29 protein-coding genes are annotated in these 26,004 nt (G+C 67.9%); 12 read left to right on the forward strand and 17 right to left on the reverse strand.

What is annotated here, in order from left to right:
* Position 1: 1 nt before the first annotated feature.
* From HCU64_RS13540 to HCU64_RS13550, 3 genes are all read right to left on the reverse strand, one after another.
* Entirely contained in the window at positions 2 to 415 is a 414-nt protein-coding gene (locus HCU64_RS13540; protein WP_233384507.1) for a group III truncated hemoglobin, read from the reverse strand.
* A gap of 14 nt (positions 416 to 429) precedes the next feature.
* Positions 430 to 1,191 carry an SGNH/GDSL hydrolase family protein gene (locus HCU64_RS13545; protein WP_233384508.1) on the reverse strand — a complete coding sequence of 254 codons (762 nt, stop codon included), beginning with the start codon at positions 1,189 to 1,191 and terminating at the stop codon, positions 430 to 432.
* Between the two features lie 257 nt (positions 1,192 to 1,448).
* Positions 1,449 to 2,327, reverse strand: coding sequence for a LysR substrate-binding domain-containing protein (locus HCU64_RS13550; protein WP_233384510.1), 879 nt, complete (start codon positions 2,325 to 2,327; stop codon positions 1,449 to 1,451).
* Between the two features lie 167 nt (positions 2,328 to 2,494).
* Here HCU64_RS13550 and HCU64_RS13555 point away from each other — a divergent pair, with 167 nt between their 5' ends.
* Entirely contained in the window at positions 2,495 to 2,710 is a 216-nt protein-coding gene (locus HCU64_RS13555; protein WP_233384511.1) for a hypothetical protein, read from the forward strand.
* Positions 2,711 to 2,731: 21 nt separating this feature from the next.
* Here the strand turns inward: HCU64_RS13555 and HCU64_RS13560 are convergent, their stop codons facing one another.
* Complete coding sequence (locus HCU64_RS13560) at positions 2,732 to 3,331, reverse strand: flavin reductase family protein (protein WP_233384513.1); 600 nt, start codon at positions 3,329 to 3,331, stop codon at positions 2,732 to 2,734.
* An 11-nt stretch (positions 3,332 to 3,342) separates the two neighbouring features.
* Entirely contained in the window at positions 3,343 to 3,906 is a 564-nt protein-coding gene (locus HCU64_RS13565) for a nitroreductase family protein (protein ID WP_233384514.1), read from the reverse strand.
* Positions 3,907 to 4,092: 186 nt separating this feature from the next.
* Between HCU64_RS13565 and HCU64_RS13570 the strand changes: the two genes are divergently transcribed.
* Complete coding sequence (locus HCU64_RS13570; RefSeq protein ID WP_233384516.1) at positions 4,093 to 5,010, forward strand: hypothetical protein; 918 nt, start codon at positions 4,093 to 4,095, stop codon at positions 5,008 to 5,010.
* A gap of 66 nt (positions 5,011 to 5,076) precedes the next feature.
* Here HCU64_RS13570 and HCU64_RS13575 read toward each other — a convergent pair whose 3' ends face one another.
* The gene (locus HCU64_RS13575; protein ID WP_233384517.1) at positions 5,077 to 6,606 is read right to left on the reverse strand and encodes a caspase family protein; all 1,530 of its coding nucleotides are present in this window, start codon (positions 6,604 to 6,606) and stop codon (positions 5,077 to 5,079) included.
* Positions 6,607 to 6,786: 180 nt separating this feature from the next.
* On the opposite strand from HCU64_RS13575, the gene HCU64_RS13580 reads away from it, so the two are divergent.
* On the forward strand, positions 6,787 to 7,224 hold the full coding sequence (locus HCU64_RS13580; protein WP_233384519.1) for a hypothetical protein: 438 nt from the start codon (positions 6,787 to 6,789) through the stop codon (positions 7,222 to 7,224).
* A 5-nt stretch (positions 7,225 to 7,229) separates the two neighbouring features.
* Here HCU64_RS13580 and HCU64_RS13585 read toward each other — a convergent pair whose 3' ends face one another.
* The gene (locus HCU64_RS13585; RefSeq protein WP_233384756.1) at positions 7,230 to 8,081 is read right to left on the reverse strand and encodes a DMT family transporter; all 852 of its coding nucleotides are present in this window, start codon (positions 8,079 to 8,081) and stop codon (positions 7,230 to 7,232) included.
* A gap of 334 nt (positions 8,082 to 8,415) precedes the next feature.
* Here HCU64_RS13585 and HCU64_RS13590 point away from each other — a divergent pair, with 334 nt between their 5' ends.
* On the forward strand, positions 8,416 to 9,825 hold the full coding sequence (locus HCU64_RS13590) for an aminotransferase-like domain-containing protein (RefSeq protein WP_233384521.1): 1,410 nt from the start codon (positions 8,416 to 8,418) through the stop codon (positions 9,823 to 9,825).
* An 18-nt stretch (positions 9,826 to 9,843) separates the two neighbouring features.
* On the opposite strand, the gene thrS is transcribed toward HCU64_RS13590, so the two are convergent.
* Complete coding sequence (gene thrS / locus HCU64_RS13595) at positions 9,844 to 11,871, reverse strand: threonine--tRNA ligase (protein ID WP_233384523.1); 2,028 nt, start codon at positions 11,869 to 11,871, stop codon at positions 9,844 to 9,846.
* Between the two features lie 207 nt (positions 11,872 to 12,078).
* Here thrS and HCU64_RS13600 point away from each other — a divergent pair, with 207 nt between their 5' ends.
* Entirely contained in the window at positions 12,079 to 13,305 is a 1,227-nt protein-coding gene (locus HCU64_RS13600; protein ID WP_233384525.1) for an NAD(P)/FAD-dependent oxidoreductase, read from the forward strand.
* A 196-nt stretch (positions 13,306 to 13,501) separates the two neighbouring features.
* On the opposite strand, the gene yidD is transcribed toward HCU64_RS13600, so the two are convergent.
* A complete protein-coding gene (gene yidD / locus HCU64_RS13605; protein ID WP_233384758.1) occupies positions 13,502 to 13,843 on the reverse strand; it encodes a membrane protein insertion efficiency factor YidD in 342 nt (113 codons plus the stop codon).
* 7 nt (positions 13,844 to 13,850) lie between these two features.
* Positions 13,851 to 14,306: an iron-sulfur cluster assembly scaffold protein gene (locus HCU64_RS13610; protein WP_233384526.1), complete on the reverse strand. Its 456-nt coding sequence runs from the start codon at positions 14,304 to 14,306 to the stop codon at positions 13,851 to 13,853.
* Positions 14,307 to 14,491: 185 nt separating this feature from the next.
* Here HCU64_RS13610 and folE point away from each other — a divergent pair, with 185 nt between their 5' ends.
* The 3 genes from folE to HCU64_RS13625 are packed head-to-tail and all read left to right on the forward strand — an operon-like array spanning position 14,492 to position 16,780.
* The gene (gene folE / locus HCU64_RS13615) at positions 14,492 to 15,277 is read left to right on the forward strand and encodes a GTP cyclohydrolase I FolE (protein WP_233384528.1); all 786 of its coding nucleotides are present in this window, start codon (positions 14,492 to 14,494) and stop codon (positions 15,275 to 15,277) included.
* A gap of 43 nt (positions 15,278 to 15,320) precedes the next feature.
* Complete coding sequence (hisI, locus tag HCU64_RS13620) at positions 15,321 to 15,737, forward strand: phosphoribosyl-AMP cyclohydrolase (RefSeq protein ID WP_233384529.1); 417 nt, start codon at positions 15,321 to 15,323, stop codon at positions 15,735 to 15,737.
* Positions 15,734 to 16,780 (forward strand): patatin-like phospholipase family protein, encoded by a 1,047-nt coding sequence (locus HCU64_RS13625; RefSeq protein WP_233384530.1) that lies wholly within the window; start codon positions 15,734 to 15,736, stop codon positions 16,778 to 16,780. The genes hisI and HCU64_RS13625 overlap by 4 nt, the downstream gene beginning before the upstream one ends.
* Before the next feature lie 21 nt (positions 16,781 to 16,801).
* Here HCU64_RS13625 and HCU64_RS13630 read toward each other — a convergent pair whose 3' ends face one another.
* Together HCU64_RS13630 and HCU64_RS13635 are read right to left on the reverse strand one after the other, a co-directional pair.
* On the reverse strand, positions 16,802 to 17,233 hold the full coding sequence (locus HCU64_RS13630) for a CBS domain-containing protein (RefSeq protein ID WP_233384531.1): 432 nt from the start codon (positions 17,231 to 17,233) through the stop codon (positions 16,802 to 16,804).
* Positions 17,234 to 17,449: 216 nt separating this feature from the next.
* Positions 17,450 to 18,274 carry a rhomboid family intramembrane serine protease gene (locus HCU64_RS13635; RefSeq protein ID WP_233384532.1) on the reverse strand — a complete coding sequence of 275 codons (825 nt, stop codon included), beginning with the start codon at positions 18,272 to 18,274 and terminating at the stop codon, positions 17,450 to 17,452.
* Between the two features lie 498 nt (positions 18,275 to 18,772).
* Here HCU64_RS13635 and HCU64_RS13640 point away from each other — a divergent pair, with 498 nt between their 5' ends.
* From HCU64_RS13640 to HCU64_RS13655, 4 genes are all read left to right on the forward strand, one after another.
* Complete coding sequence (locus HCU64_RS13640) at positions 18,773 to 19,384, forward strand: PAS domain-containing protein (protein WP_233384533.1); 612 nt, start codon at positions 18,773 to 18,775, stop codon at positions 19,382 to 19,384.
* A gap of 152 nt (positions 19,385 to 19,536) precedes the next feature.
* Entirely contained in the window at positions 19,537 to 20,166 is a 630-nt protein-coding gene (locus HCU64_RS13645; protein ID WP_233384534.1) for a PilZ domain-containing protein, read from the forward strand.
* Positions 20,167 to 20,407: 241 nt separating this feature from the next.
* The gene (locus tag HCU64_RS13650; protein ID WP_442785959.1) at positions 20,408 to 21,055 is read left to right on the forward strand and encodes a transglutaminase-like cysteine peptidase; all 648 of its coding nucleotides are present in this window, start codon (positions 20,408 to 20,410) and stop codon (positions 21,053 to 21,055) included.
* A gap of 156 nt (positions 21,056 to 21,211) precedes the next feature.
* Entirely contained in the window at positions 21,212 to 21,892 is a 681-nt protein-coding gene (locus tag HCU64_RS13655) for a transglutaminase-like cysteine peptidase (protein WP_233384536.1), read from the forward strand.
* 7 nt (positions 21,893 to 21,899) lie between these two features.
* On the opposite strand, the gene HCU64_RS13660 is transcribed toward HCU64_RS13655, so the two are convergent.
* The 5 genes from HCU64_RS13660 to HCU64_RS13680 all read right to left on the reverse strand — a co-directional run bounded on the left by HCU64_RS13660 (position 21,900) and on the right by HCU64_RS13680 (position 25,855).
* Positions 21,900 to 22,229: a DUF6949 family protein gene (locus tag HCU64_RS13660; protein WP_233384537.1), complete on the reverse strand. Its 330-nt coding sequence runs from the start codon at positions 22,227 to 22,229 to the stop codon at positions 21,900 to 21,902.
* Positions 22,230 to 22,348: 119 nt separating this feature from the next.
* Positions 22,349 to 22,564 carry a DUF3126 family protein gene (locus HCU64_RS13665; RefSeq protein WP_233384538.1) on the reverse strand — a complete coding sequence of 72 codons (216 nt, stop codon included), beginning with the start codon at positions 22,562 to 22,564 and terminating at the stop codon, positions 22,349 to 22,351.
* 146 nt (positions 22,565 to 22,710) lie between these two features.
* Complete coding sequence (gene cysE, locus HCU64_RS13670; RefSeq protein ID WP_233384539.1) at positions 22,711 to 23,571, reverse strand: serine O-acetyltransferase; 861 nt, start codon at positions 23,569 to 23,571, stop codon at positions 22,711 to 22,713.
* A gap of 233 nt (positions 23,572 to 23,804) precedes the next feature.
* Positions 23,805 to 24,710 carry a helix-turn-helix transcriptional regulator gene (locus HCU64_RS13675; RefSeq protein WP_233384540.1) on the reverse strand — a complete coding sequence of 302 codons (906 nt, stop codon included), beginning with the start codon at positions 24,708 to 24,710 and terminating at the stop codon, positions 23,805 to 23,807.
* A gap of 254 nt (positions 24,711 to 24,964) precedes the next feature.
* Complete coding sequence (locus HCU64_RS13680) at positions 24,965 to 25,855, reverse strand: lytic transglycosylase domain-containing protein (protein WP_233384541.1); 891 nt, start codon at positions 25,853 to 25,855, stop codon at positions 24,965 to 24,967.
* Between the last annotated feature and the right edge of the window lie 149 nt (positions 25,856 to 26,004).

Here is a 26,004-nt window from a genome sequence, read left to right on the forward strand (position 1 = left end):
CTCAGGGCTTGGCAGGCTGAAGCAGCTCGGCCCGGAAAAAGAGCCCGGCCTTGAGGCTGTCGCCGATGCGATGGGCGCGCTCCACCAGAGCCGCGGCGATCTCCGGCGCGAACGTCTCCGATGCCGTCTCGCCGAATAGCCCGAGCCAGCGCTCGAAATGCGCCATGCCGATCCCGTCGATCGCCACGTGCTTGCCGAACGGATTGCCCTTGTAGCGCCCGGTCTTGAGCAGCACCGATGACCAGAAATCGCGGATCGTCGCGAGATGGCGCGGCCAGTCCTCGTCGGCGATCCGCGCGGCGAAGACCGGCCCGATCACGTCGTCGCGGCGGACCTTGGCATAGAAGGCGTCGAGGAAGTGGCCGAGCGTCTCCTCGCTCAGCGCCTCGAACCGGGCGCGGGGAGGGGGCGTCACCACCCCTGCCCCAGTCAATTCCGCACGAGGGACGGCTGGGACAATCCGGCGCCGGCCAGGAGCTGGGCCGCGGCCGAGCGAGCGAGCCGGCTGTAGCCGGCATCGGTCATGTGCAGGCCGTCCGGGCCGATCATCTGCTGCGGGGTCATCAGCCCGCGCGTGATCCAGGACAGCATCATGTCGTGGCGCCGGATGACCGGGACGCCGAGCTCGGCCGAGAGCTCGTGCAGCGCATCGCCGTATTGCCCGGCATTGGCGACGCCACTGAGCCGCTGGCACCATTGCTGGTCCATCAGCACCACGTCGGCGCCGGTGGCGCGGATCGCCAGGATGCCGTCGCGGGTCAGCGCCTTGAAGCGCTCCACCGGCACGCCCTTGAGCGGATCGTTGCTGCCGGTCTGCCAGATGACGACGTCCGGGTGCTCGGCGAGCACGTCGCGCTCCAAGCGCTGGGCCATGTCGCGGGCATCGTCGCCGCCCTTGCCGCGATTGATCACCGTGACCGAACGCCGGCTCGACGCGCCGATCTGCAGGCTCTGCTCGAGATCGGTCTCCAGCAGGGCCGGGTAGGTGGCCGCCGGCGACGAGGCGCCGATGCCTTGGGTCGATGACGAGCCGAAGGCGACGATACGGACGTCGCCGTCACGGCCGAGCAGCGAGGCCAGACGCGCCAGCTTGATCGCCGGCCGGGCCGGTGCAGCGGGCTGGGCCAGGGCAGGCGAACCGGAGCCGATCGCGAGGACGGCAAGGGCAAGGCAGGAGAAGCGCTTGGACATCGCTGGACGAAAGCTGGAGACGGAATGCCGACGGGTGGAAACGTAGCGAAACACTGTGACCATACCGCGAGCGGCCGCCACACTGCGCCCGTGATCGTTGTCGCACGCTCGCTTTGACCCGGCCCTGTGCCAGGACGGCGACAGGGCTGGGAGAAGCGCTTCCAAGGCCCCTACCCCCGGAAAACCCAGATGCAGGTTCCATAATATGTCTTATGCGAATGCTGGATCAGTTCGCGAGGGGGGTTTGGGACCCTCCCTCAAGCCGCCGGAGTCAGCGCCTCGTGTCCTGCGAGGCTCTCGCTGAGAAAGGCGATCAGCGGCGCGACGAGATCCGGCGAGCGATCCTCGCCCAGCACGATCACCTCGCTGAGCGGCAGAGCCGGCCACAGCTCCGGCGCGCGCAGGATCTGCATGCCCTCCTGCACGAAGGAGCGGCCGAGCAGCGTCACGCCGAGGCCGCCGGCAACCGCCGCCTGGACGCCCATCAAGCTGCTCGCCGTGCAGACGGCCGTCCATTCCCGGCGCACCGAGTCGAGGGCCGCGATCGTCATCTCGCGGTAGCTGCAGGGCGGCACCATCATCACCAGCCGGGCAGGCCGGCTGAAATCGAGCTGGTAGTCGGCCGAGGCCAGCCAGACGAGCGGCTCGCGCCAGATCACCCTGCCCCGGGCCTGAGCAGCGGTGCGCTTGGCGATCACCGCGTCGAGCCGGTCCGCGTCGTAGGCCTCCATGAGCCTGAGGCTCAGGCCGGTCATCAGGTCGACGTGGACGCCCGGATAGAGCCGCCCGAACCGCGCCAGAAGCTTCGGCAGCTCGCCCGGGATGAAGTCGTCCGACACGCCGAGCCGCAGCGTGCCGCTGGCGGGCGGCTCGTGCCAGGAGCGGATGATGCCGTCGTTCAGTTCCAGCATCTGGCGGGCGCTGACGAGGAGACGCTCGCCATCCGCCGTGAGGCCGAGCGTGCGGCTGGTGCGGTCGAAGACGCGCCGTCCCAAGATCTCCTCCAGTCGCAGCACCTTCTGGCTCACCGCCGATTGCGAGCGATGCACGATGGTGGCCGCAGCCGTGAAGCTGCCTGTCTCGGCAACGGCGACGAAGGCACGAAGCAGGTCGAGTTCGAGATCGGGATGGCGCATGGGTCGCTGCAGAGACGAGGAGGTGGCCACCTGATCTAGCAGAAAATCAGATCGCAATGATACGAACTATGCGTTTTACAGATTGAAGGTGAGGGCGCAGTCTGCCTCGGCGCGAGCGATCCACGGTGATCGCAGCGATCCCCCTGCCCTCGACTGAAGAGGCTCCCATGTCCGCCTCGGCCATTGCCAGCATCCACCGCCCCTACCCCGGCCTCACGGCCAAAGTCGCGCTCGGCCCGGCTCAACTCGTGCTCGACGTGGTGGGTCCGATGGCCCGCAAGGCAGCTGGCTCGAAGACGGTCGCGCGGGTTCTGATGAGCGCGGTCGCGCTCTGGGGCGCTCTGGGACCCTTGGCGAGCACGATCAGCGACATCGCACGATGACGACGCGAGCGCCGGGCGCGCCTAGCCGCCCTTCGGCCTGACCAACTCGAAGCGCTGCTCCGACTCTACGGTGAAGTAGTCGAAATAGCCGCCGCGCTGGATCGGCCGCATGGCGCCCGTATCCACGCGGCCGTCGCGCACGAAACGCTCGTCGACATAGATCGAGACCACCTGCCCGATCACCATGTGGTTGGTGGGCGCACCGCCGCCGAGCGGCACCAACGGCACGGTCTGCAGCCACTTGCATTCGATCGCCGCGGGCGCCGAGGCCACGCGCGGCGGACGCACCTTGCGGGATGGCGCCATCTCGAGCCCGGCATGGTCGAACTCGCTGAAGCCGCGCTCCAGCGGCGCCGAGGTGGCGTTCATCGCATCGCGCAGGTCGTAAGTGGCGAGGCTGCAGACGAACTCGCCGCCCTCCTCCGCGAAGGTCAGTGCATCCTTGCGGCCGGTCGAGGAGAACATGACCATGTCGTCGGCGACAGCATTGAAGAACGAGTAGGGCGCGAGGTTCAGCCGGCCCGCCTTGTCCATGCTGCTGATCCAACCGATCGGGCGCGGCGCGACGATCGCCTTCAGTGGGTTGTGCGGCAGGGTGCGCTCGTCGGCGGCGTAATGCATGAGGTTCGACCCTAAAGCCGCGTGACAATCTCGGCGAGCACGGGGCGCGGCCGATCGCTCGGCACCTCCTGCGGGCGCCCGATATGAATGAATCCGGCGATCTTTTCCGAGGGCTCCAGGCCGAGCGCGTCGAGGACGCGACGATCGTAGGCGAACCATTCGGTGAGCCAGGAGGTGGCATAGCCCGCGGCGTTGGCCGCGATCACGAGATTGGTGCAGACGGCGCCGGCCGAGAGCACCTGCTCCCATTCCGGAATTTTTACGTGCGGCCCTGCACGTGAGACCACGGCGACCACCACCGGCGCGTGGGCGAGGCGCTTGCGCTCGAGGTCGAGCCGGCCGGCATCGGCGTCGGGAAAGTCCGCTTCATGGGTCCTGGCGATGATCTCGCCGACCCTCGCACGCGCCTCCCCTTCGATGACGAGGAAGCGCCAGGGCGCGAGCTTGCCATGGTCGGGCACCCGCGCGGCGATGGCCAGCAGGTCGTCGAGCTCCTCGCGGGACGGGCCGGGGCCTTCGAGCCGCATGGGCGGCACCGAGCGGCGGATGCGGAGCATGTCGAGAGTGGCGTTCATGGACATCCGAAGGCTGGTTCGGCGACAGGAGGCGGCGATGGACGCGAGGGCGGCGATGCGCGATCCTGCGCACCCTCGGCGGCGGCCATGCCGCCGCCATCGTCCGGTCGTAGCGCTCGTCATGGCGTAGGGTCGCCGGATTGGCAATTGCGGGCGATGTCGCCCGTGCGACGGGACGAATCGAGCATGCGTGGAGTGGCGCTCTGGCAGGTGGTCGCGGTGATCGCCGCGACGGCGGGCGCAGCGCGCGCGCAGACGCCGGGTCCCTTCGACAATCCGGTGGGCGGCCCCCTGCCCTCGCCCGGCATCACCAGCCCGATGCTGCCGCAGCCCGCCCCGGCCGAGAGCGAGGCCGACCTGACGGTGTCGGCAACGCTCGCAGGCGGCAACCAGGCCCTGCGCTCGGGGCTCGCCTGGCGGATCTACGAAGACCGGCCGGATGCCAGCAAGCCGGCCATCGTCGCCCGCTCCACCGACGCGGCGCCGAGCTTCAAGCTCGCGCCGGGCTCCTACGTCGCCACCGTGACCTACGGCTTCGCCAGCGCCTCGAAGCGCGTGACCATGTCGGGCCAGACGGTACGGGAGGATCTCAAGATCAGCGCCGGAGCGCTCAAGCTGTCGGGCTCGATCGGCAACCAGAAAATCGCGCCCAACCAGCTCGCCTTCTCGATCTTCGTGCCCATCGGCACCAACTCGGAGGGCCGCCTGGTCCGGAGCGGCGTCAAGGCCGGCGAGGTCATCCGACTGCCCGAGGGCACCTATCACGTGGTCTCGACCTACGGGGAATCGAACGCCATCCAGCGCGCCGACCTCAAGGTCGAGAACGGCAAGGTGACGGACGCTACCCTCAACCACCGGGCCGCCACCGTGACCCTGAAGCTCGTCGCCGCCCCCGGCTCCGAAGCCTTCGCCGGCACCGCCTTCAGCGTGCTGACGCCCGGCGGCGACACCATCCGCGAGGCGATCGGCGCCTTCCCCTCGGTGACACTGGCGGAGGGCGACTACGTGCTGATCGCCCGGCACGAGGGGCAGGTCTATACCCGCGAGTTCAAGGTCGAGAGCGGCCTCGACCGCGACATCGAGGTCGTGGCCAAGGCCTCCTGAACGCACGAAGGCCGCGGCGTCGCGAGGGACGCCACGGCCTTTGAAAGGACGATCGCGTTCGCCGGATCAGCGCCGCATGCTGCCGACGAGGTTGCCGACACCGCCGAGGAAGTTGCCCATCTCGCCGAGCGAGGGTCCGCGCTGCGGCGGCGCCTGCTGAGGATAGGGCGCGGGCTCGCGCATGGCCCGGGCCTGTGCCGGGGCGGGGCGTTGCGGACGCGGCACCGCCGCCCTCACGGCACGCTCGGCCTGCGGACGAGCGAGCACCTTCTGGTAGTCCGTCTCGCTCTGCTCCCACAGGGCGACCTGCTGCGCCTTGGTAAGGAAGCCGGAATCCGGCAGGCCCTTGGTCTTCTGCCAGTTGGTCAGTGCTCGCCGAGTGCCCGGCCCGAAGGTGCCCGAGGTGCCGCCGGGGTCGAAGCCGATGGCACGCAGACGGCTCTGCGCCTCGATCCGGTCCTTCACGGACAGGGCGAGGCCGGCCTCGGTCTGAGCCGTGCCGGGCTCCTTCAGCTCGGCGTCCGACTGGACGGAACGGCCACCGGCCGGCCCGCCGAGACGCGCCAGGCGGTTGCGGGCGATCTGCGCGAAATAGCCGTTCGGATGCGCGTCGAGATAGGCCTGGTAGTCCTCCTTGGCGCCGGATTTCTCCGCCGATTCCCACAGCTTGATCTCAAGGGCCTGCGGGCCGGCCGCCGCCATGGCGGGATTGACCGAGGGCACGCCGGGCGTCTCGGCGGCTGCGACCTGCACGGCGGCCGCCGCGCTGGGAGCGGGGTTGAGGTAGAACTCGCCGATGATCGAGGTATTCACCCACGGGCGCTGGCGCTCGTTGGTCGAGCGCCAGACATCCTCGCGCACCCGGTCCATCACCGTGCTGATCGAGACGCCGGGCGTCTCCATGTGCTTGAGCAGCGCCGTGGTGAAGGGGCTGTTATGGCCGCCCGAGCCGTCGAGGGCGGTCTTTCCCGGATCGGTGGCGAAGGCGATCATCGTGCCGGCGGCCGAGTTCACCGTGATCTCGGAGAGCCCCGACGCGACCGAGGCCGAGCGGGTCTTCAGCGAGCGGGCGAGCTCCTTGGCGAAGGGATTGTCGCGGCAGGCATCGAGGATGACCACGTTGACGCGGTCCTCGCGCTGCATCTGCCGCAGGACGAGGTTGACGTTCATGGTCTTGAAGTCGAGGTCCGCCTCGCTCTTCAGGACGGTGTCGGTGGGCAGGAGGTAGTTGTCGCCCGCCACCGCGACGCCGTGGCCGGCATAGTAGACGAAGGCCACCTTGGCGCCGTCGAGCTTCGAGGCATACTGGCCGACGAGGCTGCGCATGCCGTCGAGCTTGAGATCGTAGCCTTCGACCACCTCGAAGCCGATCCGCTTCAGGGCCGCGGCCACCGCCTTGGAATCGGTGAGCGGATTGTCGAGCGCGGGCACGTTCTCGTAGGCGCCGTTGCCGATCACCAGGGCGACCCGGCGATCCGCCGTCGCCGCCTCGGCGAAGCCTGAGCCCATCGCCAGAATCACGACGGACATGCGGGCCATGCCGCCCAGGACAGAGCGAACGGACAGCCCCCGCACGCGATCGATGACACCCCTCATGCCTCGTTGCCCCTCGTTGGACGTGAGCCGGGCCGGCCGTACGTGCCGGTCCGTTGAAAGCGTCGAGACCATCGCCAAGGCTCAAACCTCGATCAACTGCCGGCCGCACTCCTTCGTGTGATTGCGGTAAATTTTTGTAGCGGTGTGGCCGACAGGCCATCTGATATCGCGAGAATCGAAATGATCGAGTGCGCTAGCACATCAGATGAAGAAAGGTTGTGCGTGATCCGGTTTACCGTAATGGCAATGATCATGGCGCTTTTGCTGCCCCTCGACCGTGCCTTTGCGCAGACCGTCATAGACGGATCGGAATCGGTGCTTGGTGCGGAAGATGCGAAGGCCGTCTTTGCCTTGGTCGGCAAAGGAATGAAGGACCCCTCCTCCGCACTCTACTCGCGGCTGCACCGTGGCCGGGCCGGAGCGCTGTGCGGCGAGGTCGACGCCACCAACCGGATGGGGACGCATACCGGCCCGCGCCCCTTCGTGGCGGACACGGCAGCCGGGTTCGGCGGCGTGCTGCCCGATGCTCCGGAGCTGCGTCATCCGTCGAGCATGGCGCAGTATCAGGCGATGCAGCGTACGCTCGACCTGTACCGGGCCAATTGCACCGAAGAGTAGCAGCCTCAGGCGAAGCGCCGGGCACCGGCCACGCAGGCGACCACCGCGGCGGCGGCGGCCAGCATCGCGGGCTCGATCTGCTCGCCGAGCAGCAGGGCGGCGAAGCCGAAGCCGAGGAAGGGCTGCAGCAGCTGGAGCTGCCCGATCGAGGCGATGCCGCCGCGGGCGAGCGCCCGGTACCAGAACACGAAGCCGATCAGCATGCTGAACAGCGAGACGTAGCCGAGCCCGGCCCAGGCCGGCAGCGGCGCCGTGAGCGGGTCCGCCGGCATCCAGAGGAGCGTCAACGGCAGGGTCAGCGGCAGCGAGAGCAGGTCGGCCCAGGCGATCACCTGCCAGCCGCCGAGCCGCCGCGCGAGGCGGCCGCCCTCGGCATAGCCAAGCCCGCAGACCAGAACGGCAGCGAGCATCAGGCCGTCGCCGAGGCCTGAGATCACTCCGGCATTCCGGGCGGCATAGGCGACGGTCACGGCGCTTCCGAGCATCGACAGGGCCCAGAAGCTCCAGGACGGGCGCTCCCCTCCCCTCACCGCGCCGAAGACGGCCGTGGCCAGCGGCAGCAGACCGACGAACACCGCCGCATGGGCGGCGCCGACATGGCGGAGCGCCAAAGCGGTGAGCAGCGGAAAGCCGATCACGACACCGCAGGCCACGATCGCGAGGGAGGCGAGATCGCCGCGCTTGGGCCGCCTCTGCCGCAGGGCGATCAGGAGAGCGCCCGCCGCGAGACCAGCGATCGCCGCCCGTGCCGCGGTGAGAAACAGCGGGTCGAAGCCCTGGAGCGCCAGTCGCGTGGCCGGAAGCGAGACGCTGAAAATCAGGATCCCGGCGAGGCCATCGAACAGGCCGGCCGGGATCGTGGACGTCGTGAGCCCTGCCGGCGAGGCACGGTCGGGCTCCTGCAGGGCCTTGGCCCCTTGCGCCTTCACCTTACGCGAAGGGCAGGATCAGCGGCAGGGCCAGGGCGACGCCGGCGGTGAGGATCAGCGCGTCGGCAAGGCGGCGGGCAATCCAGACACGGCGGCTTGAAGGTGCGGTCTGAGCAGTCATGGCGGGTCCCCTTTTGTTTCGTTGATGGCGGTACAATGCCGGAGCGGCGGCTTCCACGACAGGGACGGTTGCAGTACGATTCGATTGAACTGTACGGGACAAACGCCGGTACAGTTGCCTCGAATGGGGAGGACGGATGCCATGACGGAGGGTGTGATCGAGATCCTCGCCGAGCCCGGCCTGAGCCGTGTCGAGGCGGTGATGGCCGCGATCGAGCGACGCATCGAGGGACGCGCCATGACTGCCGGCAGCCGCCTGCCCTCGGTGCGGGCCTTCGCCGAGACCATGCAGGTCTCGAAATCGACGGTGGTGGAGGCCTACGACCGGCTGCTGGCCCAGGGCTCGATCGTCTCGCGGCCCGGCTCCGGCTTCTACGTCGCCGGCAAGGCTCAGCCGCTCAGCCTCGCCTCGATCGGCCCTCGGCTCGACCGGGAGGTCGATCCGCTCTGGATCGCCCGGCAATCCCTCGAAGCGGGCTCCGAGACGCTCGTCCCCGGCTGCGGCTGGATGCCGTCGTCCTGGATGCCGGAGGACGCCATGCGGCGGGCGCTCCGCCAGGTCGCCCGGGACCGTGGCGAGGACCTGACCAACTACGACACGCCGCTCGGCTTCGCGCCGTTGCGCAAGCAGCTCGCCCGGCGCCTGACCGAGCGCGGCATCCTTGCCCATCCCGACCAGATCGTGCTGACCGATTCCGCGACCGCTGGCCTCGACCTGATCTGCCGCTTCCTCGCCGAGCCGGGCGACACGGTGCTGGTGGACGATCCCTGCTACTTCAACTTCCACGCCCTGCTGAGGGCCTACCGCTTCAAGGTCGTGGGCGTGCCCTTCGGCGTCGGCGGGCCGGACCTCGCCGCCTTCGAGCAGGCGCTGACCGAGCACAAGCCTCGGTTCTACCTGACAAATTCCGGGCTTCATAACCCGACGGGCGCTTCCCTGACGCCGGCCGTCGTGCATCGCGTGCTGCGGATCGCCGAGGCCCACGATACGGTGATCGTCGAGGACGACATCTACGCCGATTTCGAGCTCGAATCCGGCCCGCGACTGGCCGGCTTCGACGGGCTCGACCGCGTCATTCATATCGGTGGCTTCTCGAAGACGCTCTCGGCCGCGGCCCGGATCGGCGTCATCGCGATCCGCTCGGACTGGATCGAGCGCCTCGTCGACCTCAAGCTCGCCGTCAGCGTCGGCAGCGGGCACCTCAACGCAGTGCTGGTCCATCGCCTGCTGACCGATGGCGGCTACCGTCATCACCTCGAGACGATGCGCAACCGCCTCGCCGACGCGCGCGGCGTCACCCTGAAGCGCCTCGCCGCTGCCGGCCTCAGCGTAAGCTACGTGCCCGCGGCCGGCATGTTTCTGTGGGCGCGCCTGCCCGATGGCATCGACGCGGCCGAGGTCTCCCGCCGCGCGCTCCGCCACGACGTCGTGCTAGCTCCCGGCAACGTCTTCAGCCTCGGCCAGAACGCCGCCGACCACCTCCGCTTCAACGTCGCCCAATGCGCCGACAAGCGGGTCTTCGACGTGCTGGCGGAGGCGATGGAGGGGTAGGCCCCTCCATCCCGAAGGTTAGGGCGCAGCCACTTCTTCGTGGTGCCCGTCGAGTGTCGCGTTCTCGCTCGGCACGCTGTCGGACACGGCCTCGGCCCGGCGGATGTCGGGCGAGGTCGCCTCTTCCACGAACGAGGCGATCGCTTCCGCGAGCGGCAGCGTCTTGGTGTGCTGGCTGCCGAGGCGGCGGATGGAAACAGTGCGCTCCTCCGCCTCACGCCGGCCAAGTGCCAGCAGCACCGGCACCTTGGCCAGCGAGTGCTCGCGGACCTTGTAGTTGATCTTTTCGTTACGCAGATCGGCTTCAACCCGAAGCCCTGCGCGCGTCAGCGCACGGATGACGTCGCGGGCGTAATCGTCCGCCTCGCTGGTGATCGTCGCCACCACGACCTGCACCGGCGAGAGCCAGAGCGGGAAATGCCCGGCGAAATGCTCGATCAGGATGCCGGTGAAGCGCTCCATCGAGCCGCAGATCGCGCGGTGGACCATCACCGGCGGGACCTTGTTGCTCTCGCCGTCGATGTAGAAGGCGCCGAACCGCTCGGGCAGGTTGAAGTCGACCTGCGTGGTGCCGCACTGCCAGTCGCGGCCGATGGCGTCGCGCAGGACGTACTCGAATTTCGGCCCGTAGAAGGCGCCCTCCCCCGGATTGACCGCGGTGGTGATGCGCCCGCCCGACTGCTCCTCGATCTGCGCGAGGACCTGGGTCATCACCGCCTCGGCATGGTCCCATAGCGCATCGGAGCCGACGCGTTTTTCAGGCCGTGTCGAGAGCTTCACGACGATGCGGTCGAAGCCGAAATCGGCGTAAGTGCTGAGGATCAAGTCGTTGATCTTGAGGCACTCGGCCGCGAGTTGGTCCTCCGTGCAGAACACGTGCGCATCGTCCTGCGTGAAGCCGCGCACACGCATCAGCCCGTGCATGGCGCCGGACGGCTCGTAGCGGTGCACGACGCCGAACTCGGCCATGCGCAGGGGCAGGTCACGATAGGACTTCAGCCCGTGCTTGAAGATCTGCACGTGGCCCGGGCAGTTCATCGGCTTCAGCGCGAACCAGCGCTTGTCCTCGGCCTCGTCGCCGGCGGATTGGGCCGCGAACATGTTCTCGCGGTACCAGTCCCAGTGGCCCGAGGTCTCCCAGAGCGCCTTGTCGAGGATCTGCGGGGCGTTCACCTCGGCATAGTCGCCCTTCAGGCGCCGACGCATATAGGCGATCAGCTCCTGGAAGATCGTCCAGCCCTTGGCGTGCCAGAACACGACGCCCGGCCCCTCCTCCTGGAAGTGGAAGAGGTCCATCTCGCGGCCGAGCCTTCGATGGTCTCGGCGCTCGGCCTCCTCCAGGCGGTGGAGATAGGCGTCGAGATCCTCCTTCGAGGCCCAGGCAGTACCGTAGATGCGCGTCAGCATCGGGTTGTTGGCATCACCCCGCCAATAGGCGCCCGCGACCTTCATCAGCTTGAAGGCGGTGCCGACCTTGCCCGTCGAGGTCATGTGCGGGCCTCGGCAGAGGTCGAACCACTCACCCTGGCGGTAGATCTTCAGGTCCTCGCCCGGTGGGATCGCATCGACCAGCTCGACCTTGTAGGCCTCGCCCTTCTCCGCGAAGAGATTGCGGACGTCGTCGCGCTTCCAGACCTCCTTGGTGAAGGCCGCATCGCGCGCGATGATCTCGCGCATCTTGGCCTCGATCGCCGGGAAATCCTCGGGCGTGAAGGGCTCGTTACGCGCGAAATCGTAATAGAAGCCGTTCTCGATCACCGGCCCGATCGTAACCTGCGTGCCCGGCCAGAGCGCCTGCACGGCCTCGGCCAGAACGTGCGCGCAATCGTGGCGAATCAATTCCAGTGCGCGCGGATCATCGCGACCGAGGAACTCGATGGCGGCGTCGTGCTCGATCGTGTCGTCGAGATCGTGCACGGTGCCGTCGAGCGCCATGGCGACGGTGCGCTTCGCGAGCGACTTGGCGATGCCTTCGACTACGGCACGGCCGGTCACGGCAGCGTCGAAGGCGCGCGTATTGCCGTCGGGAAATGTCAGTATGGGCATGTTTCGCAGTATCCTTGCTCACTCCTGCGAACGAGGCAGGTAAGCGGTGCTTCAGGGCTCGCGCCGGTGCACGGCGGCGCGGTTTAGACCGATTTGGCGCAAGAGGAAAACGCCCTTTGGACCGAGGCCGCGGCGACGGATCTCGGGCGGGACGTCGCGCATCTCCTCGTGCGAGAAGCGAGAGCGATCTCCCTCGGACGGTTGGACATGGGCCGCAAGCTGGATCTCGATACCGGAACGCCGGTCTGGTCGGCCTACCGCGCGCCCGCTGACCGGTCCGCCCCGCTGCAGAGAGACGCCGCCTGCGACGTGCTCATCGTCGGCCTCGGGATCAGCGGCGCGATGGCTGCCGAGGCGCTGACTGCGCAGGGTCTATCCGTCATCGGCGTCGATCGCCGCGGGCCGATGCGCGGCTCGACGCGGAGCACGACGGCGCTCGTCCAGTTCGAGATCGACGAGCCGATCACCAGCCTGAGCGGCAAGATCGGCAGGGCGAAGGCCGAGCAGGCCTGGCGCCGGTCGCGACTGGCCGTGACCAATCTGCAAGGGCGCATCGCGCAGCTCGGGATCCGCTGCCGGCTGGAGACGCGATCCTCGCTTTACGTCGCGGGGAACGTGCTTGGTGCCGGCAAGCTATGGGAAGAGGCTCAAGCCCGTGTCGCGGCCGGCCTGCGCGCCACCTACCTGAGCGCGTCTGCGCTGAATGAGGGCTTCGGGATCGATCGGGCCGGCGCGATCCTCAGCGACAACAATCTGGCGCTCGACCCGCTCAAGCTGACCGTTGGATTCCTGCGCGAAGCCGCCCGTCGCAAGGCCCGCTTCTACGCACCCGTCGAAGTCACGCGCCTGGTCCATCACGCGAGCGATGTGGTCGCCGAAACCCGCGAGGGGCGAAGGATCACGGCCGGACATGTGGTTCTGGCCACCGGCTACGAGCTGATGGACGTCGTTGCTTCCGACACCCATTCGATCATCTCGACCTACGTGATTGCGACGAAACCGCAAAAGTCGTCGCTCTGGCCGGGCGCCGCCTTCGTCTGGGAAGCCTCGGACCCGTATCTCTACATGCGCGCGACCCATGACGGGCGGGTCATCTGTGGCGGCGAGGACGAGGAATTCCAAGACGAGGATCGACGCGACGCCCTGATCCCAGCCAAGACGGCACGGCTCGCCAAAAAGCTGAAACAGCTGTTTCCGCAACTCGACACGGAGCCCGATTTCGCGTGGGCCGGAAGCTTCGGGACCACGACGACGGGCTTACCGTCGATCGGGCCGCTGCCGGGGCGGCCGCGCGTCTTCGCCGTCCAGGGCTATGGCGGCAACGGCATCACCTTCTCGCAGATCGCCTCGGAACTCGTCTCGACCGCGATCTCGGGCGGCCGGGACACCGATGCTGCGTTGTTCGCCTTCGGGCGCGAGGACAGGAGCGCATGACTCAGAACCGGCCGGGCAGACCACCACCGGAGTGTGGATCGACCCCGATGGTGGTCCGATGGCTGCTGGGATCGATCGTCTTCGGCGGATTGTCGGCTTGTGCGCAGACAGCGCCGTCCCCGCCTCCAGAGACGGTCTGCGAGACGAGGACGCCCACTGCCTTCGGCGTGCCGGCACCGACTTCCTGCCGGCCGGGTCACGTCGACGGTCGGCCTCGCACCGGCTCATCGGGGTCGTCGCACAGGAACGGCGTCGGCGGTTCCTGAACGCCCTTCCAGCGGCCATAGCGCCAGGGAAGCCACCAGCGCGCCCGCTCAGAGACGTGTTCGGGCACCAGATCGATCCCGTGCGTCCCAAAAGGTCCGCAGCGGCAGATGCGCGAAAACCCCATCCAGCCGCCGGCCCAGATCCCGTGCCGCCCGATGGCCGAGTCCGTGTATTCGGAGCAGGAGGGCCAATGCCGGCACTGGCGGCCGATCAGGCCCGAGAGCGTGAGCTGATAGGCGCGGATCGCGTAGTGAGCGGCTCGGCGCGCCAGCACAGTCCTACTCCGCGGCCTGGGGCGCCTTGCGGGCAGCGATCTGATCGAGGGCACTCACCACCGCGTCGAAGGTCAGCAGCGTGGAGGCGTGGCGCGCGCGGAAGTCGCGCACTGGCTCCAGCACGGCGAGATCGGCCCATTTGCCGTCCGGCGGCGGACCGTTCTCCTTGAGCATCGCGCGCATCCGCTCGCGGACCTGTCGAAGCTCGTCCGCGCTGGCGCCCACGACGTGCCGGGCCATGAGTGAGGAGGAGGCCTGGCCAAGCGCGCAGGCCTTCACCTCGTGCGCGAAGTCGGTAACGACGGCCCCGGCATCGTCGGTCAGGAGATCGACCGTCACCGTCGAGCCGCAGAGCTTCGAGTGGGCACTCGCACTCGCATCGGGCGCGTCGAGGCGGCCGAGCCGGGGAATATCCGCTGCCAGTTCGAGAATGCGGCGGTTATAGATGTCGTCGAGCATCAGGACTCTGCCGGAAACCGGATCCGCGTGCCGCGCATTGCGCGAACGCCCCATAACGCCGATATAGGCGTGGAGCCGCCGTTCCGCGAGGACGGCCCGTCGTTCCAGGTCGTGCCCCGACCGGCGTCGCCGGATCATGAGGGGCACCGGCATCTGTATTCGAGAGACGCCGGCGAGACCCGACGATGTACGCGAAGCCCGACAGCACCACGATGAAGACCCGTGTCGCGCGGGCGGGAGATGCCATGGATGCCGCGCTCAAATCCCTATCCTACGGCATGAGCGACGAGAACCGGCGCGCGGACGCCGCCATCCTGACGCGCAACGACAACGACGCGCACGCCGAGATCGCAGCGATGCCGGACTCGGCCCAGCGCGTGCCGAACGAGATCGCGCTCGGCCGTCCGAGCCGCCAGGAGGCCGAGGCCGCCGTGCGCACCCTGCTGCGCTGGGCCGGCGACGACCCGACTCGCGAGGGCCTGATCGACACGCCGGCGCGCGTCGCCAAGGCCTACGAGCAGCTCTTTTCCGGTTACAAGGTCGATGCCGACAAGCTGCTCGAGCGCGTCTTCGAAGAGGTCGAGGGCTATTCCGACGTCGTGCTGGTGCGCGACATCCCGTTCTACTCCCATTGCGAACACCACATGGTGCCGTTCATGGGGCTGGCGCATGTCGCCTATTACCCGTCGAAGGGCGTCGTCGGCCTGTCGAAGCTCGCCCGTGTGGTCGACGTCTTCGCCAAGCGCCTGCAGACGCAGGAGACCATGACCGCGCAGATCGCAGACACCATCGAGTCGATCCTCAAACCGCGTGGCTGCGCCGTGATGATCGAGGCCGAGCATCTCTGCATGGCGATGCGCGGCGTACAGAAGGCCGGCGTCTCGACGATCACCACCCAGTTCCGCGGCGTCTACAAGGACGACGCGTCGGAGCAGGTCCGCTTCCTGACGCTCGTGCGCAACAAGCCCTGAGGCTCGGTCTCCCGCGCGCCGCTTGCCGAGGCGACACGCCACCATGACACACGACTTCTTCAAGGTACCTGCGACCAAGGCCGAGATCGAGGAGGACGACGTTCTGATGCCGCGCTTCGGCGCGGACGGGCTCGTCGCCTGCATCGCGGTGGACGCGCATGACGGCGCCGTCCTGATGCTCGCTCACATGAACGCGGAATCGCTGGCACGCACCATCGAGACCGGCGAGGCCTGGTACTGGTCGCGCTCGCGCGGCGAGCTTTGGCACAAGGGCGCCACCTCAGGACAGATCCAGCGCGTCGTCGAGATGCGGGTGGATTGCGACCAGGATGCCTTGCTGATCCGGGTCGAGGTCGGCGGTGACGGCGGCTGCTGCCATACCGGACGCCGCTCGTGCTTCTACCGCAACGTCGCGCTCGGGTCAGGGGCCGGGGCACGCCTCGTCCCGTCCGAACGGTGAGCCCTCGCGCCGCCCGTCAAGTCGAACGCTTTCCCGAAGGGACCGTCGAGCCCGTTGCGGCGCCGCATCGGCGCGCGCCGCGAATCGGCTTGGCGCTGGGCGGGGGATCGGCACGCGGTTGGGCACATATCGGCGTGATCGAGGCGCTGGAGGATGCCGGCATCTCTCCCGAGGTCGTTGCTGGCTGCTCGATCGGGGCGGTGGTCGGAGGCGCCTATGCGGCGGGCAAGCTCGACAAGCTCAAGGGGTTCGCCACCTCCCTGACCAAACGCAGCGTCATGGGGCTGGCCGACCTGAAGCTGACCGGATCAGGGCTGATCGGTGGCGAGCGCCTCGCGCGCCGCCTCGTCGATGAACTCGGCGGACAGCGGATCGAGGCCCTGCCGGTCGCCTTCGCCTGTGTCGCCACTGAGCTCGGGACCGGCCACGAGGTCTGGCTGACCAACGGACCGCTCGTCGAGTCGATCAGGGCCTCCTACGCCATCCCGGGTCTGTTTCCGCCGATCTCGCTCGATACCCGGCTGCTGATGGATGGCACGCTGGTCAATCCGGTCCCGGTGCGGCTCGCTCGCGAACTCGGCGCCGATGTCGTGATCTGCGTGAACCTCGCCTGCGACCCCCGGGTCCGCGGCTCCCTGGTCTGGCACGAGGCTCCGCCGGCCGAAGACGAGGAGGATCTCGAAGAGCAGATCGAGCAGGTGGTTGAAGCCCGCAGCCATTGGGCGCTCCTGCGTGGCGCCGGACTGCGCATCGTAGGGCGTCGCCCCTCGCGCGACGGTTCCATCGCCAAGGCGGCGAACAAGACGGGCGCGCCCGGTGCGGCGCGCGTCATGTTCGATGCGTTCAACATCACGCAGGATCGCATCTCGCGGGCCCGCCTCGCCTCGGACCCGCCTGACGTGATGGTCACCCCGCGGCTCGCCGGGATGGGCTTGTTCGAGTTCCACCGCGCGGCCGAAGGCATCGCCCTCGGCCGCGAAGCGGCCCGGGCAGCGTTGCCGGAGATCCGCCGGATGGTCGAGGGCGCAGCCGCGCGGGTATGACCCGCCCAGCCAACTGCCCGTTCAGGCCATCGTGATGTAGTCGCGCATCGCCTGATGCTCGGCTTCGACGGTCGCGATACGCCGCTTCACCACGTCGCCGATGGAGACGACGCCGGCGAGTTGTCCGTCCTCCACCACCGGCAAGTGGCGGAAACGACCTTCGGTCATCACTTCCATCACCTCCTCGATGGTGGTGGAGCGGGTGCAGGTCGTGACCTTCGAGGTCATGTAGCGGGAGACCGGGGCGTCGAAGGCGGCGGCACCCGCCTCGGCGAGGGCGCGCATCACGTCGCGCTCTGACAGGATGCCGATCACTTTCCGCTCGTCGTCGCTGACCACCACCGCACCGATTCGCTTCTCGGCGAGCAGATGGATCGCCTCGTCGATCGTCCGGTGCGGGGCCACCGTCGCGACGGTGGTGCCCTTCTCGGCAAGAATACGTGCAACGGTCATCGTTTGCTGTCCTCCCAGGACATGCGCCGTCAGCCCGCGGCGCCGTGAAGGTTTTCCGGGCCGGGTTGGCCCCGGCTCTCGAATCAATACTGTGGCGCTCCCGTCGACATGGCAAGCTTGTACGACCGGGCAAGGTTTCCCGATTGCTGAAAAGAGCGCGAGGTCGCTCGAGATGTCACCGCATGCTTAGGACGAGGCGCGATCGTCCGGCCGGCGTCATCCTTCTTCGGGACGACGGCGCGGTTCCAGGAGTGGCAGCAGAAAGAACCCGACGAGGAACCCGCCGAGATGGGCATCCCAGGCGATCGGGCCATCACCGGCACCGAGCGGCAGGGAGATCAGACCGAACAGCAGGTTGGTGCCGAGCCAGATCACAAGAAACAGCACGGCACTCCTGTTGCGCATCAGTTCGGGGATCGTCTCCAGTCTTGGTGGAGGCGCGATCTGCCAGGCCATGGCCGGGCGATAGGCCGACGGGGGGCGGAACACGAATCGCGCGGCCGCGGCCATCAGCGCAGCGATGCCGGCTGAGGCTCCTACTAGCGGCATTGCGTTCAAGGGATCGATGATGAGGTGCAGCAAGGCGCCCGCCACGATCCCAGCCAAGGCCAGCACGCCGTAGCGCCACGGTCCGTACCGGCGCGCCACCGGCGAGCCGAAGGCGGCGAGCCAGACCACGTTGAAGATCACGTGCATCCAGGAACCGTGCAGGAGTCCGTAACTGGCCAAGGTCCAGGGCATCGGACTGGATTCGGAGATCAGCGCCCTTGCGAAATCCTGACGGGCCGCGGCGGTCACCGGGTCGCTGATCCCCTCGCCTGCCGCCTGTATGATGGCCTGCGCCTTGGCCGGATCGAAGGCCATCGTCCAGCGCGCGGGAATGAAGGAGAGATCGATCAGGGTCTGGACGTCCCAGACGTCCGGCAGGACCTGCCGAACGGCATGGATGCCGACGAGCACCGCAATCGAGGCGGTCACGACGCCCGGCAGGTTGAAGACGGGCACGCGGCTCCGGGGCGGAAGATCGGGGGAGGCATCCATGCCGCCACCATGTCGGGGCTCGTGGTCGCGCGGCAAGAGCTACATGCGATGCCGCGTCGACCATCCGCAGTGCGGAGAGGCGGGATGGCCTCGAGAAGACGGCAAGAAAAAAGGGGAGAGCGTTACCGCCCTCCCCCAAACGATGGAGCCCGTACCCTGTTCGCGGAGCCGCGCGCTAGAGCGCGCCGGAGGCCTCGCATCGACCGGGTCCGATTCCTCGAGTTTCACATCGCAAGCTGTGGATCGGGACCGCTAAGGGACGGGGTGCCGCTGGGGAGCGGCGGGTCTCGATCCGACGCATTCATCCTCGCCGAGCGCGGCCCTCAGCGCAATCGCAACTATCTCTTAACCTTAACGAAAGCTTAAGCGAGCCCCCTGCCTTCGACCGGCATAGGGTGTGCGCCGTGATCGCCGAATGCAGCCGGCACTGGTCGGCCTGACCCGGCGATCGACGATCCCGAGACAGGCCGAGCGCAGCCGTACCGATCCGGAACACCCATGAAGCACCCGACGAGCCGCCTGCTCCATGCCTATTGGGACCGCCTGCGCGGCGAGCGCGCCGCGCCGGAGCGCAGCGAGATCGAACCCGGCGAGATCCGCAACCTTTTGGCCGACAGCCTGATCCTGGAGATCGAACCGCAGCGGCGTCAGGCGGTCTTCCGGCTTGCGGGCACCCGCCTTTGCGCCCTGTTCGGACGCGAGTTGCGCGGGTCGCCCTTCTCGGAGCTGTGGGACAGGACAGGCGGCGATCCTGCCGACAGTGCCTGGCGCCTCGTGGAGACGGTGACGATGGACACCGTCGGCGTCGTCGCCGGCCTCAAGGGGCTGACCGCCAGCGGCGAAATCATCGAACTCGAACTGTTGCTGCTGCCCCTGCGTCATCGCGGACGGACACAGGCCCGGTTGCTCGGCGCGCTCAGCCCGCATTGCGTGCCGGCCTGGCTCGGCCTGCACCCGGTCATGCGCATGGAGGTCAATTCCCTGCGGGTTCTGGGACCGGCTTTCGTTCCGGAGGAAACCAAGCTCCCGAGCGACATGCCGCAACCGGCCAACGACCCCCTCCCCGTTCGCCGTGGCCATCTGCTCGTGCACGAGGGTGGTCGCCTCTGACTTACATCTCGCAGGCTATCTCAATCTGGGGTAGTATATTCACGCAAAGACCCGTGTTTTGCGTGCATGCTGGGATTTGCAACAAGGCTTTCGTAACCCTCGGCAACTAATGCTGGAGACCCGATTCCGCGAATTCCGGACGACATGAGGACATGAGCGAGGCCGCCGCGAGAGCCGAGTCCGTCGAGGCTCGTCCTGTCCGTGGCCACGAGCTGCGCCGTCATCAGCGCGTGCGTGTCGCGCTGCTCGGGCGCTACATGCTGTCGGACCGCCGCGAATATCCTTGCCAGACCGTCGACATGTCGCCGGGCGGCATCAAGGTGACCTGCGCGGTGCTCGGCCAGATCGGCGAGCGCGTGGTGTTCTATCTCGAGCAGATCGGCCGGGTCGAAGGCGTCATCGCGCGCCATCCGGGTTCCGGCACCCTGGCGGCCCAGTTCACCGCCTCCCCGCGCAAACGCGACAAGATCGCCTCCCAGCTCACCTGGCTCGCCAACCGCGAGCATCTCGGCCTGCCCGAGGGGCGCACGCACGAGCGCCTGACTCCCAACAATCCGGTGGTGACCCTGCGGCTCGCGAGCGGACGCGAACTGACCGCACGGGTGATCGACATCTCGATGTCGGGCGTGGCGATCGCCACCGAGACGACCCCGCCGCTCGGCACCAGCCTGATGGTCGGCAGCACGCCGAGCCGCGTGGTTCGCTATTTCGAGGGCGGCATCGGCGCTCAGTTCATGCTGCCGATCTCTGCCGACCGCTTCCACGAAGGCATCCGCCTCTAGAGACCGCCCAGGGCGGAAGGCGGGCGATGACGGCGGCCTATCCGCCGGCTCTCGGCTGCGCCTCGCGCCGACAGGGTTATCGGCATCCTAACGAAGCCTCGAAAAGTTGGCGGAAATCCTCATCCGACGATTCGGCGTGCCATTCGGTCTGCGCACGGCGCCGGCAATTCCATAAAATTGCGCGTATTCGCTTCAGCGCCCCGGAGCAGATGCGGCTGCACGATGGCCCTCGTTCAAAGGGATGGCCGCGATGTGCAGCGCAGGAATCAAGGCAGGGATCACGGGGCTCGCTCTTGGCCTCACGCTCCTCGTCGGCGCCACGCAGGCAACGGCCCGCGAGCAGAGCAGCGCCCTTCCCCGGGCTTCCGCCGGCGCCAGGCCGGTCGGCACCGCCCGTCCGATCCTCGCCTGGACCGAGTTCTGCAAGTCCTACGCGACCGAGTGCGCCGTCGACACGAACGAGCCGGCCCGCATCACACTGACCCCGGCGGTCTGGTCCCTCGTCACCTCGGTCAACCGCCGCGTGAACGACCGCATCCAGGCAAGAACCGACCAGGAGCATTGGGGCGTGCCGGATCGTTGGGATCTCGCCGAGGACGGTGTGGGCGACTGCGAGGATTACCAGTTGCTGAAGCGGCGCCTGCTCGCCGAGGCCGGCCTGCCTCGCCGTGCCATGCGGATGACCGTGGTGATCGACGAGAAGGGCGAAGGCCATGCCGTGCTCACCCTGATCACCGATCGCGGCGACTTCGCCCTCGACAACAAGACCAGCACCGTCATGGCCTGGCACGAGACCGGCTACACCTACATCAAGCGCGAGAGCCAGGACGCGGTGGCCTGGGTCTCGCTCGGGGGTGCCACCTCCCCGATGGTGACCGCCAATCGCTGAGGGCTCGTGTGGCTCGGCTGCAAGCCGGGCCGACGATGTCTCGATCCGGGACGCAAAACGCGACGATCCATTTACACACGCTTAACTTTGCTGTTGAGCCTGGGACCTCGCCGTGCAAGCTTCGCCGTTGGGTCATTGCGGCAAGGCTTCAAGGTCATGCGGTACGCGGTTTGGGACGGCGGGTCTGCGGTCTTCCGCGTCTCGGCGCACCGCCATCTGCGCCAAATCGCCCATCTCTCGATCGTCGGCGCGATGCTGCTGCTCGGCGGCGCGGCCACGCAAGCCCGACCCTCGATCCGCCTTCCCGAGATCGGTACACCTATCGAAGACGGCCAGCCGGCTCGGCCGGTCGCCGCCTGGAACGATTTCTGCGCCCGCATGCCGAGCGAGTGCACCGTCGACCTGTCGGAGCCAACGCAGATCGCCCTGACGCCCTCTGTCTGGCGCCTGCTGTCCAGCATCAACCGGCGCGTCAACCAGCGTATCAAGCCGGTGACCGACATGGCGCATTGGGGCGTCGTCGACCGCTGGGATTATCCCGATGACGGCTTCGGCGATTGTGAGGACATACAACTGCTCAAGCGCCGCATGCTGGTGCAGCGTCACCTGCCCCGCCGCGCCCTGCGCATGACGGTGGTGATCGACGAGATCGGCGAAGGACACGCGGTGTTGATGGTGCGCACCGATCGCGGCGATCTGATCCTCGACAACAAGACCAACGCCGTGCTGCCCTGGCAGCGCACCGGCTACAGCTTCGTGAAGCGCGAGGGCCAGGATGGACTGGCCTGGGTGTCACTCACCAACGGCACGTCACCGGCCACGACGGCGAACCGCTGAATCCGCCTCAGCCGCCGACCATGAGGGTGGCGAGATCGACCGCGACGCGGCCCGACATCAGGCTCCAGCCGCAGGCGACCATGGTCGCGATCATCACGAAGGGGATCGGCCTGTGCTCCAGGCGGCGCCCGCGCAGGGTGTTGCGCAGGATGATGAAGGGCGCCGTGAAGGCCAGCATCGGCACCGCCGCCAGGGCCGAGACGCCACCGGCCTCCAACAGCCGGAAGCTGGCCTTGCGATCGGTGAACAGCTCGAAGGCGCTTGCAAGCAGGCCTGCCAGCGCGAGCCCGACGAGAAGCGTCTGCAAGGATTCCGTGGCGGCGGGGCTGACGGTCATGACGCACCATCTCCATCACAAAGAGACAGGCACTCTGACCAAAGATTTACGATCTGTTAAGCATTACCCTCCCGGACGGTAAACGCCGGCCGGAAGGGCTGTGGACGAAGGCTGCCCGGTCAGGCGTCTTCTTCGAGGTCGATGTCGAGTATCGCCATCCGGAAGGTGTAGGAATCGTCGCCGTCCTCCTTGTCGTCGGCGATCACGCCGATCGACTCTTCGCCGATGAAGACCTCGGCGGTATCGCCCGTCTTCATGGCGACGACCTTGATGCTCGCGTTGGCGAACTTGCGGCGCAGGTAGCCCTGGAGCGTGGCGGCTTCGGTCTTGTTCAAGGAGCTGGCCTTTCGGGTTGAGATGCGCCTCGCCTTCGCACGGACTGCCCGTCGCGGCCGCCGAAAGGCGGGCGGGACCGGCCCGATGGCGAGGGCGGGATTGGGCGCAGAGCTAGAGGCCCCTGCGCCGGATCGCAAGGCCGGCGTCAGATGCCGCCGGCGATGTCGATGTAGTCCGTCATCGCCAGGAGCTGGTCCATGGAGCGCGCCGGCTCGGCACAGCCGGCCGTGCCGACCACGCGGGCGGGCACGCCGACGACGGTGGTGTGAGGCGGGACCGGCCGTAGCACCACGGAGCCGGCCGCGACGCGGGCGCAGGCCCCGACTTCGATATTGCCCAAGATCTTGGCGCCGGCGCCGATCATCACGCCGCGACGGATCTTGGGATGTCGATCACCGCCCTGCTTGCCAGTGCCGCCGAGCGTCACCGCGTGCAGGATCGAGACGTCGTCCTCGACCACTGCCGTGGAGCCGATGACGATGCCCGTAGCATGGTCGAAGAACACGCCGCGTCCGATCCGGGCCGCCGGATGGATGTCGGTCTGAAAGACTTCGGACGACCGGCTCTGCAGGTAGAGCGCGAGGTCACGCCGGCCCTGGTTCCAGTACCAATGCGCAAGGCGATGAGCCTGAATGGCGTGGAAGCCCTTGAAGTAGAGCACCGGCTCCAGCGCCCGCGTGGTCGCCGGATCGCGGTCCATCACCGCGGCGATGTCGGCGCGGATGCTGCGCCCCAGCTCGGCATCGGCCTCGAGACCCTCGCGGAAGCCGTGCGCGACGAGTTCGGCCGGCAGAGAGGCATGGCCGAGACGCGCTGCCACCCGATGGGCGACGGCTGCGTCGAGGGTCGGATGGTTGAGGATCGTCGCCACGAAGAAAGAGGCGAGCTGCGGCTCGTCGCGCACGACCGCCTCCGCCTCGTCCCTCACGCGCGTCCACCACGGATCGACGACGCCCGCGACGGCATTCGATCCCCGGTTGAGGTTCGGCGCAGGGCTGGCTGACATGCCTTCCTCCTAGGCGCAGATGGGACGGATCGCAGCTGGCTTCGAGCCTAGCCTCGCTCCGGATAACGATCTGCCAATGCGCAGGCCGATCCCAGCAAGAAACCGTGGCTCGGTCGGGCATCCGGAGAACCGGATGTCTTTCGGGCCTTGGGATCGGAAGTGAGCACCGGTGTGCGCTGCGTCAAGGCCCGGCTCAGCACAAGGCTAAAGCGGCACCGGACCCGAAGCGTGATTCAGGCGCGGCGCCTGTCCTTCGCGGTTACCTCGGTCGCGGCCGGGATTCGCGCCTCGATCTCGCTCGTAAGCCTGTCGAGCATCGTGGCGACGGGCACGTCGGAGGTGTCGACCGTCGCGGCGGCGCGGGCGTAATGCGGCTCGCGGCTGATCAGCACGGCCCGCAATTCGTCGAGGGCCGCCGGATGATCGCCCTTGGTCTCGAGTTGGCCCTGATCGCGCACGCGCTGCATATGCTCCTCGGGCCGGGCCTGCAGCCAGATCGTCAGGAAGGACTGGAGCAGGAGGTCGTAGGTCAGCGGCTCGGCGACGATGCTGCCACTGGTGGCCAGGATCAGCGGGCCAGGATGCGCCGTCAGTCGCCGCAGCGCCCGCTGCTCCAGCCGGCGATAGCCCTCCTGGCCGTAGATCGCATAGATCTCGCGCACGGAGAGCGCGTTCTCGCGCTCGATCTCGGCATTCAGCTCGATGAAGGTCCAGCCCAGACGCTCGGCGACGAGCCGCCCCAGGGTCGACTTGCCGGCACCGCGAAGACCGATCAGCGCGACACGGATGCCACCACCTTGACCGGATTGCTGCGGCGAGGTTCCGGACAGCACGGACTTGGCGAGCGCGACTTGTTCGGGCGACGCGTCGCGCAGGAGATCGCGGATCAGCCGCCACTCGGACGAGGAATCCTCGCCTGCGATCATGTCGTCGAGGCGAACGCCCATGGCATTCGCGACCCGTCGCAGCAGGATGATCGAGACGTTGCCTTGCCCGCTCTCGAGCTGGGCAATGTAGCGCTCCGAGAGCCCGGAAGTCTGCGACAGCAGCTTGCGCGACAGGCCGCGCATGGTGCGCGCCTCGCGCACGCGCCGACCCAACTCGCTCAGAAAAGCGGTTTCGAGTTCCACGCCGCTCATGGCGTCATCAGCCTCCCCATGCGCCAAGATACAGGCGCGACTTCCGCTTCACGCGAGGCACGCAGCAAATCGCAGACCACGTCCTCGACATGATCACGCCTATGCTGCGTTGCAATAGCAGATCAGTAGATGTGCCGCTTCGAGGGCATGAACGCAATCGTTCCGCAAGCGGCGGTCCCATGCATTTCGCAACGGGGGTATCCTCGATGCGACTGGCCACAGAACCTCGACGCGCGGCTGATGGCGTCGCGCGCTTACTCGGTAGCGGGCAGCGCCGTTGCCTCCAGAACCTCTGCGGGCGGATTGGCCTTGCGGGCAGCCATAGCTGGCCGTGCGACGGCGGCGAGCATGACGGCAGTCGGCCGGCGCGGTGGCAGAGGCACCTCGACGAGATCGGCGGAGGCCACCTGCTGTGGCGCAGCCGACTGGGACGGGCTCGGGGCAGGAGAGCTTGGAACGACCGCGACCTGTGCAAGGGCCTCGACAGGAGCCTGAACGTCGCCGCCGAGTGCTGCCGGCCGGCGCGGAGGCAGCGGTACTTCAACGGAACCTGCCGGCCCGGATGGGGCAGCGTAGGCAAGCGCGGTCGTCCCGGCGATGCCGGCCTGCGGATCGGCGGAAGCGATCCGCGTCGGCGCTGCATTCTGTCCGGAGGACAAGCCGAACAGCTTCGAGAAATCGTTCGAGGAGCTGGCGGTCTGCACCGGAGCCGCAGTCGGCGTGTCATCCGGTACGGTGACCGTGGTCTCGATGCCGAGCCGTTTGGCGGCGTAGTAAAAGCCCTTGTTGTAGTAGCGGTAGGCTTGGTCGAGATCACCCTTGGCGAGGCGGTAGGCGCTGGCGAGATAGGCGATGCCGTATTTCAGGTTGGTCTCGGGGTCGTAGAGACCGGCCGCGTCGCCCTTGTAACCCATGCCACGCGCCGTCGCGTGCTTGATCTGCATCAGGCCGAGCGCCGAGCCGCCCTTGGCGCGGGGATTGTAATTGCTCTCGCGCTTGACCACCCGGTGGACGAAGGCGGCAGGCACCTTGTTGACCTTGGCCTGCTGCTCGATCAGCGCATCGATGTTGTCATGCGCTCCTTGCGCGAGCACGGAAACCGGAACGGCAGCGATCAGAGCGGCGAGCGTGAGGCGCGTGTGCATTCCGGCATGACCCAAGTTCGGCGCGTTGGCCTCTCTCCTCGCGGAGACAGCCACGGTTTCGGAAGCTTGGTCGTAGCGAAATGAGGCCGGAAAGCGGCCTCGGTCTGGCGGACTTGGACAGCGTGGCTGTTCGTCGGCTTTCTGTGTTC

The organism is Methylobacterium sp. C25 (genome assembly GCF_021352225.1).
GTDB lineage: Bacteria > Pseudomonadota > Alphaproteobacteria > Rhizobiales > Beijerinckiaceae > Methylobacterium.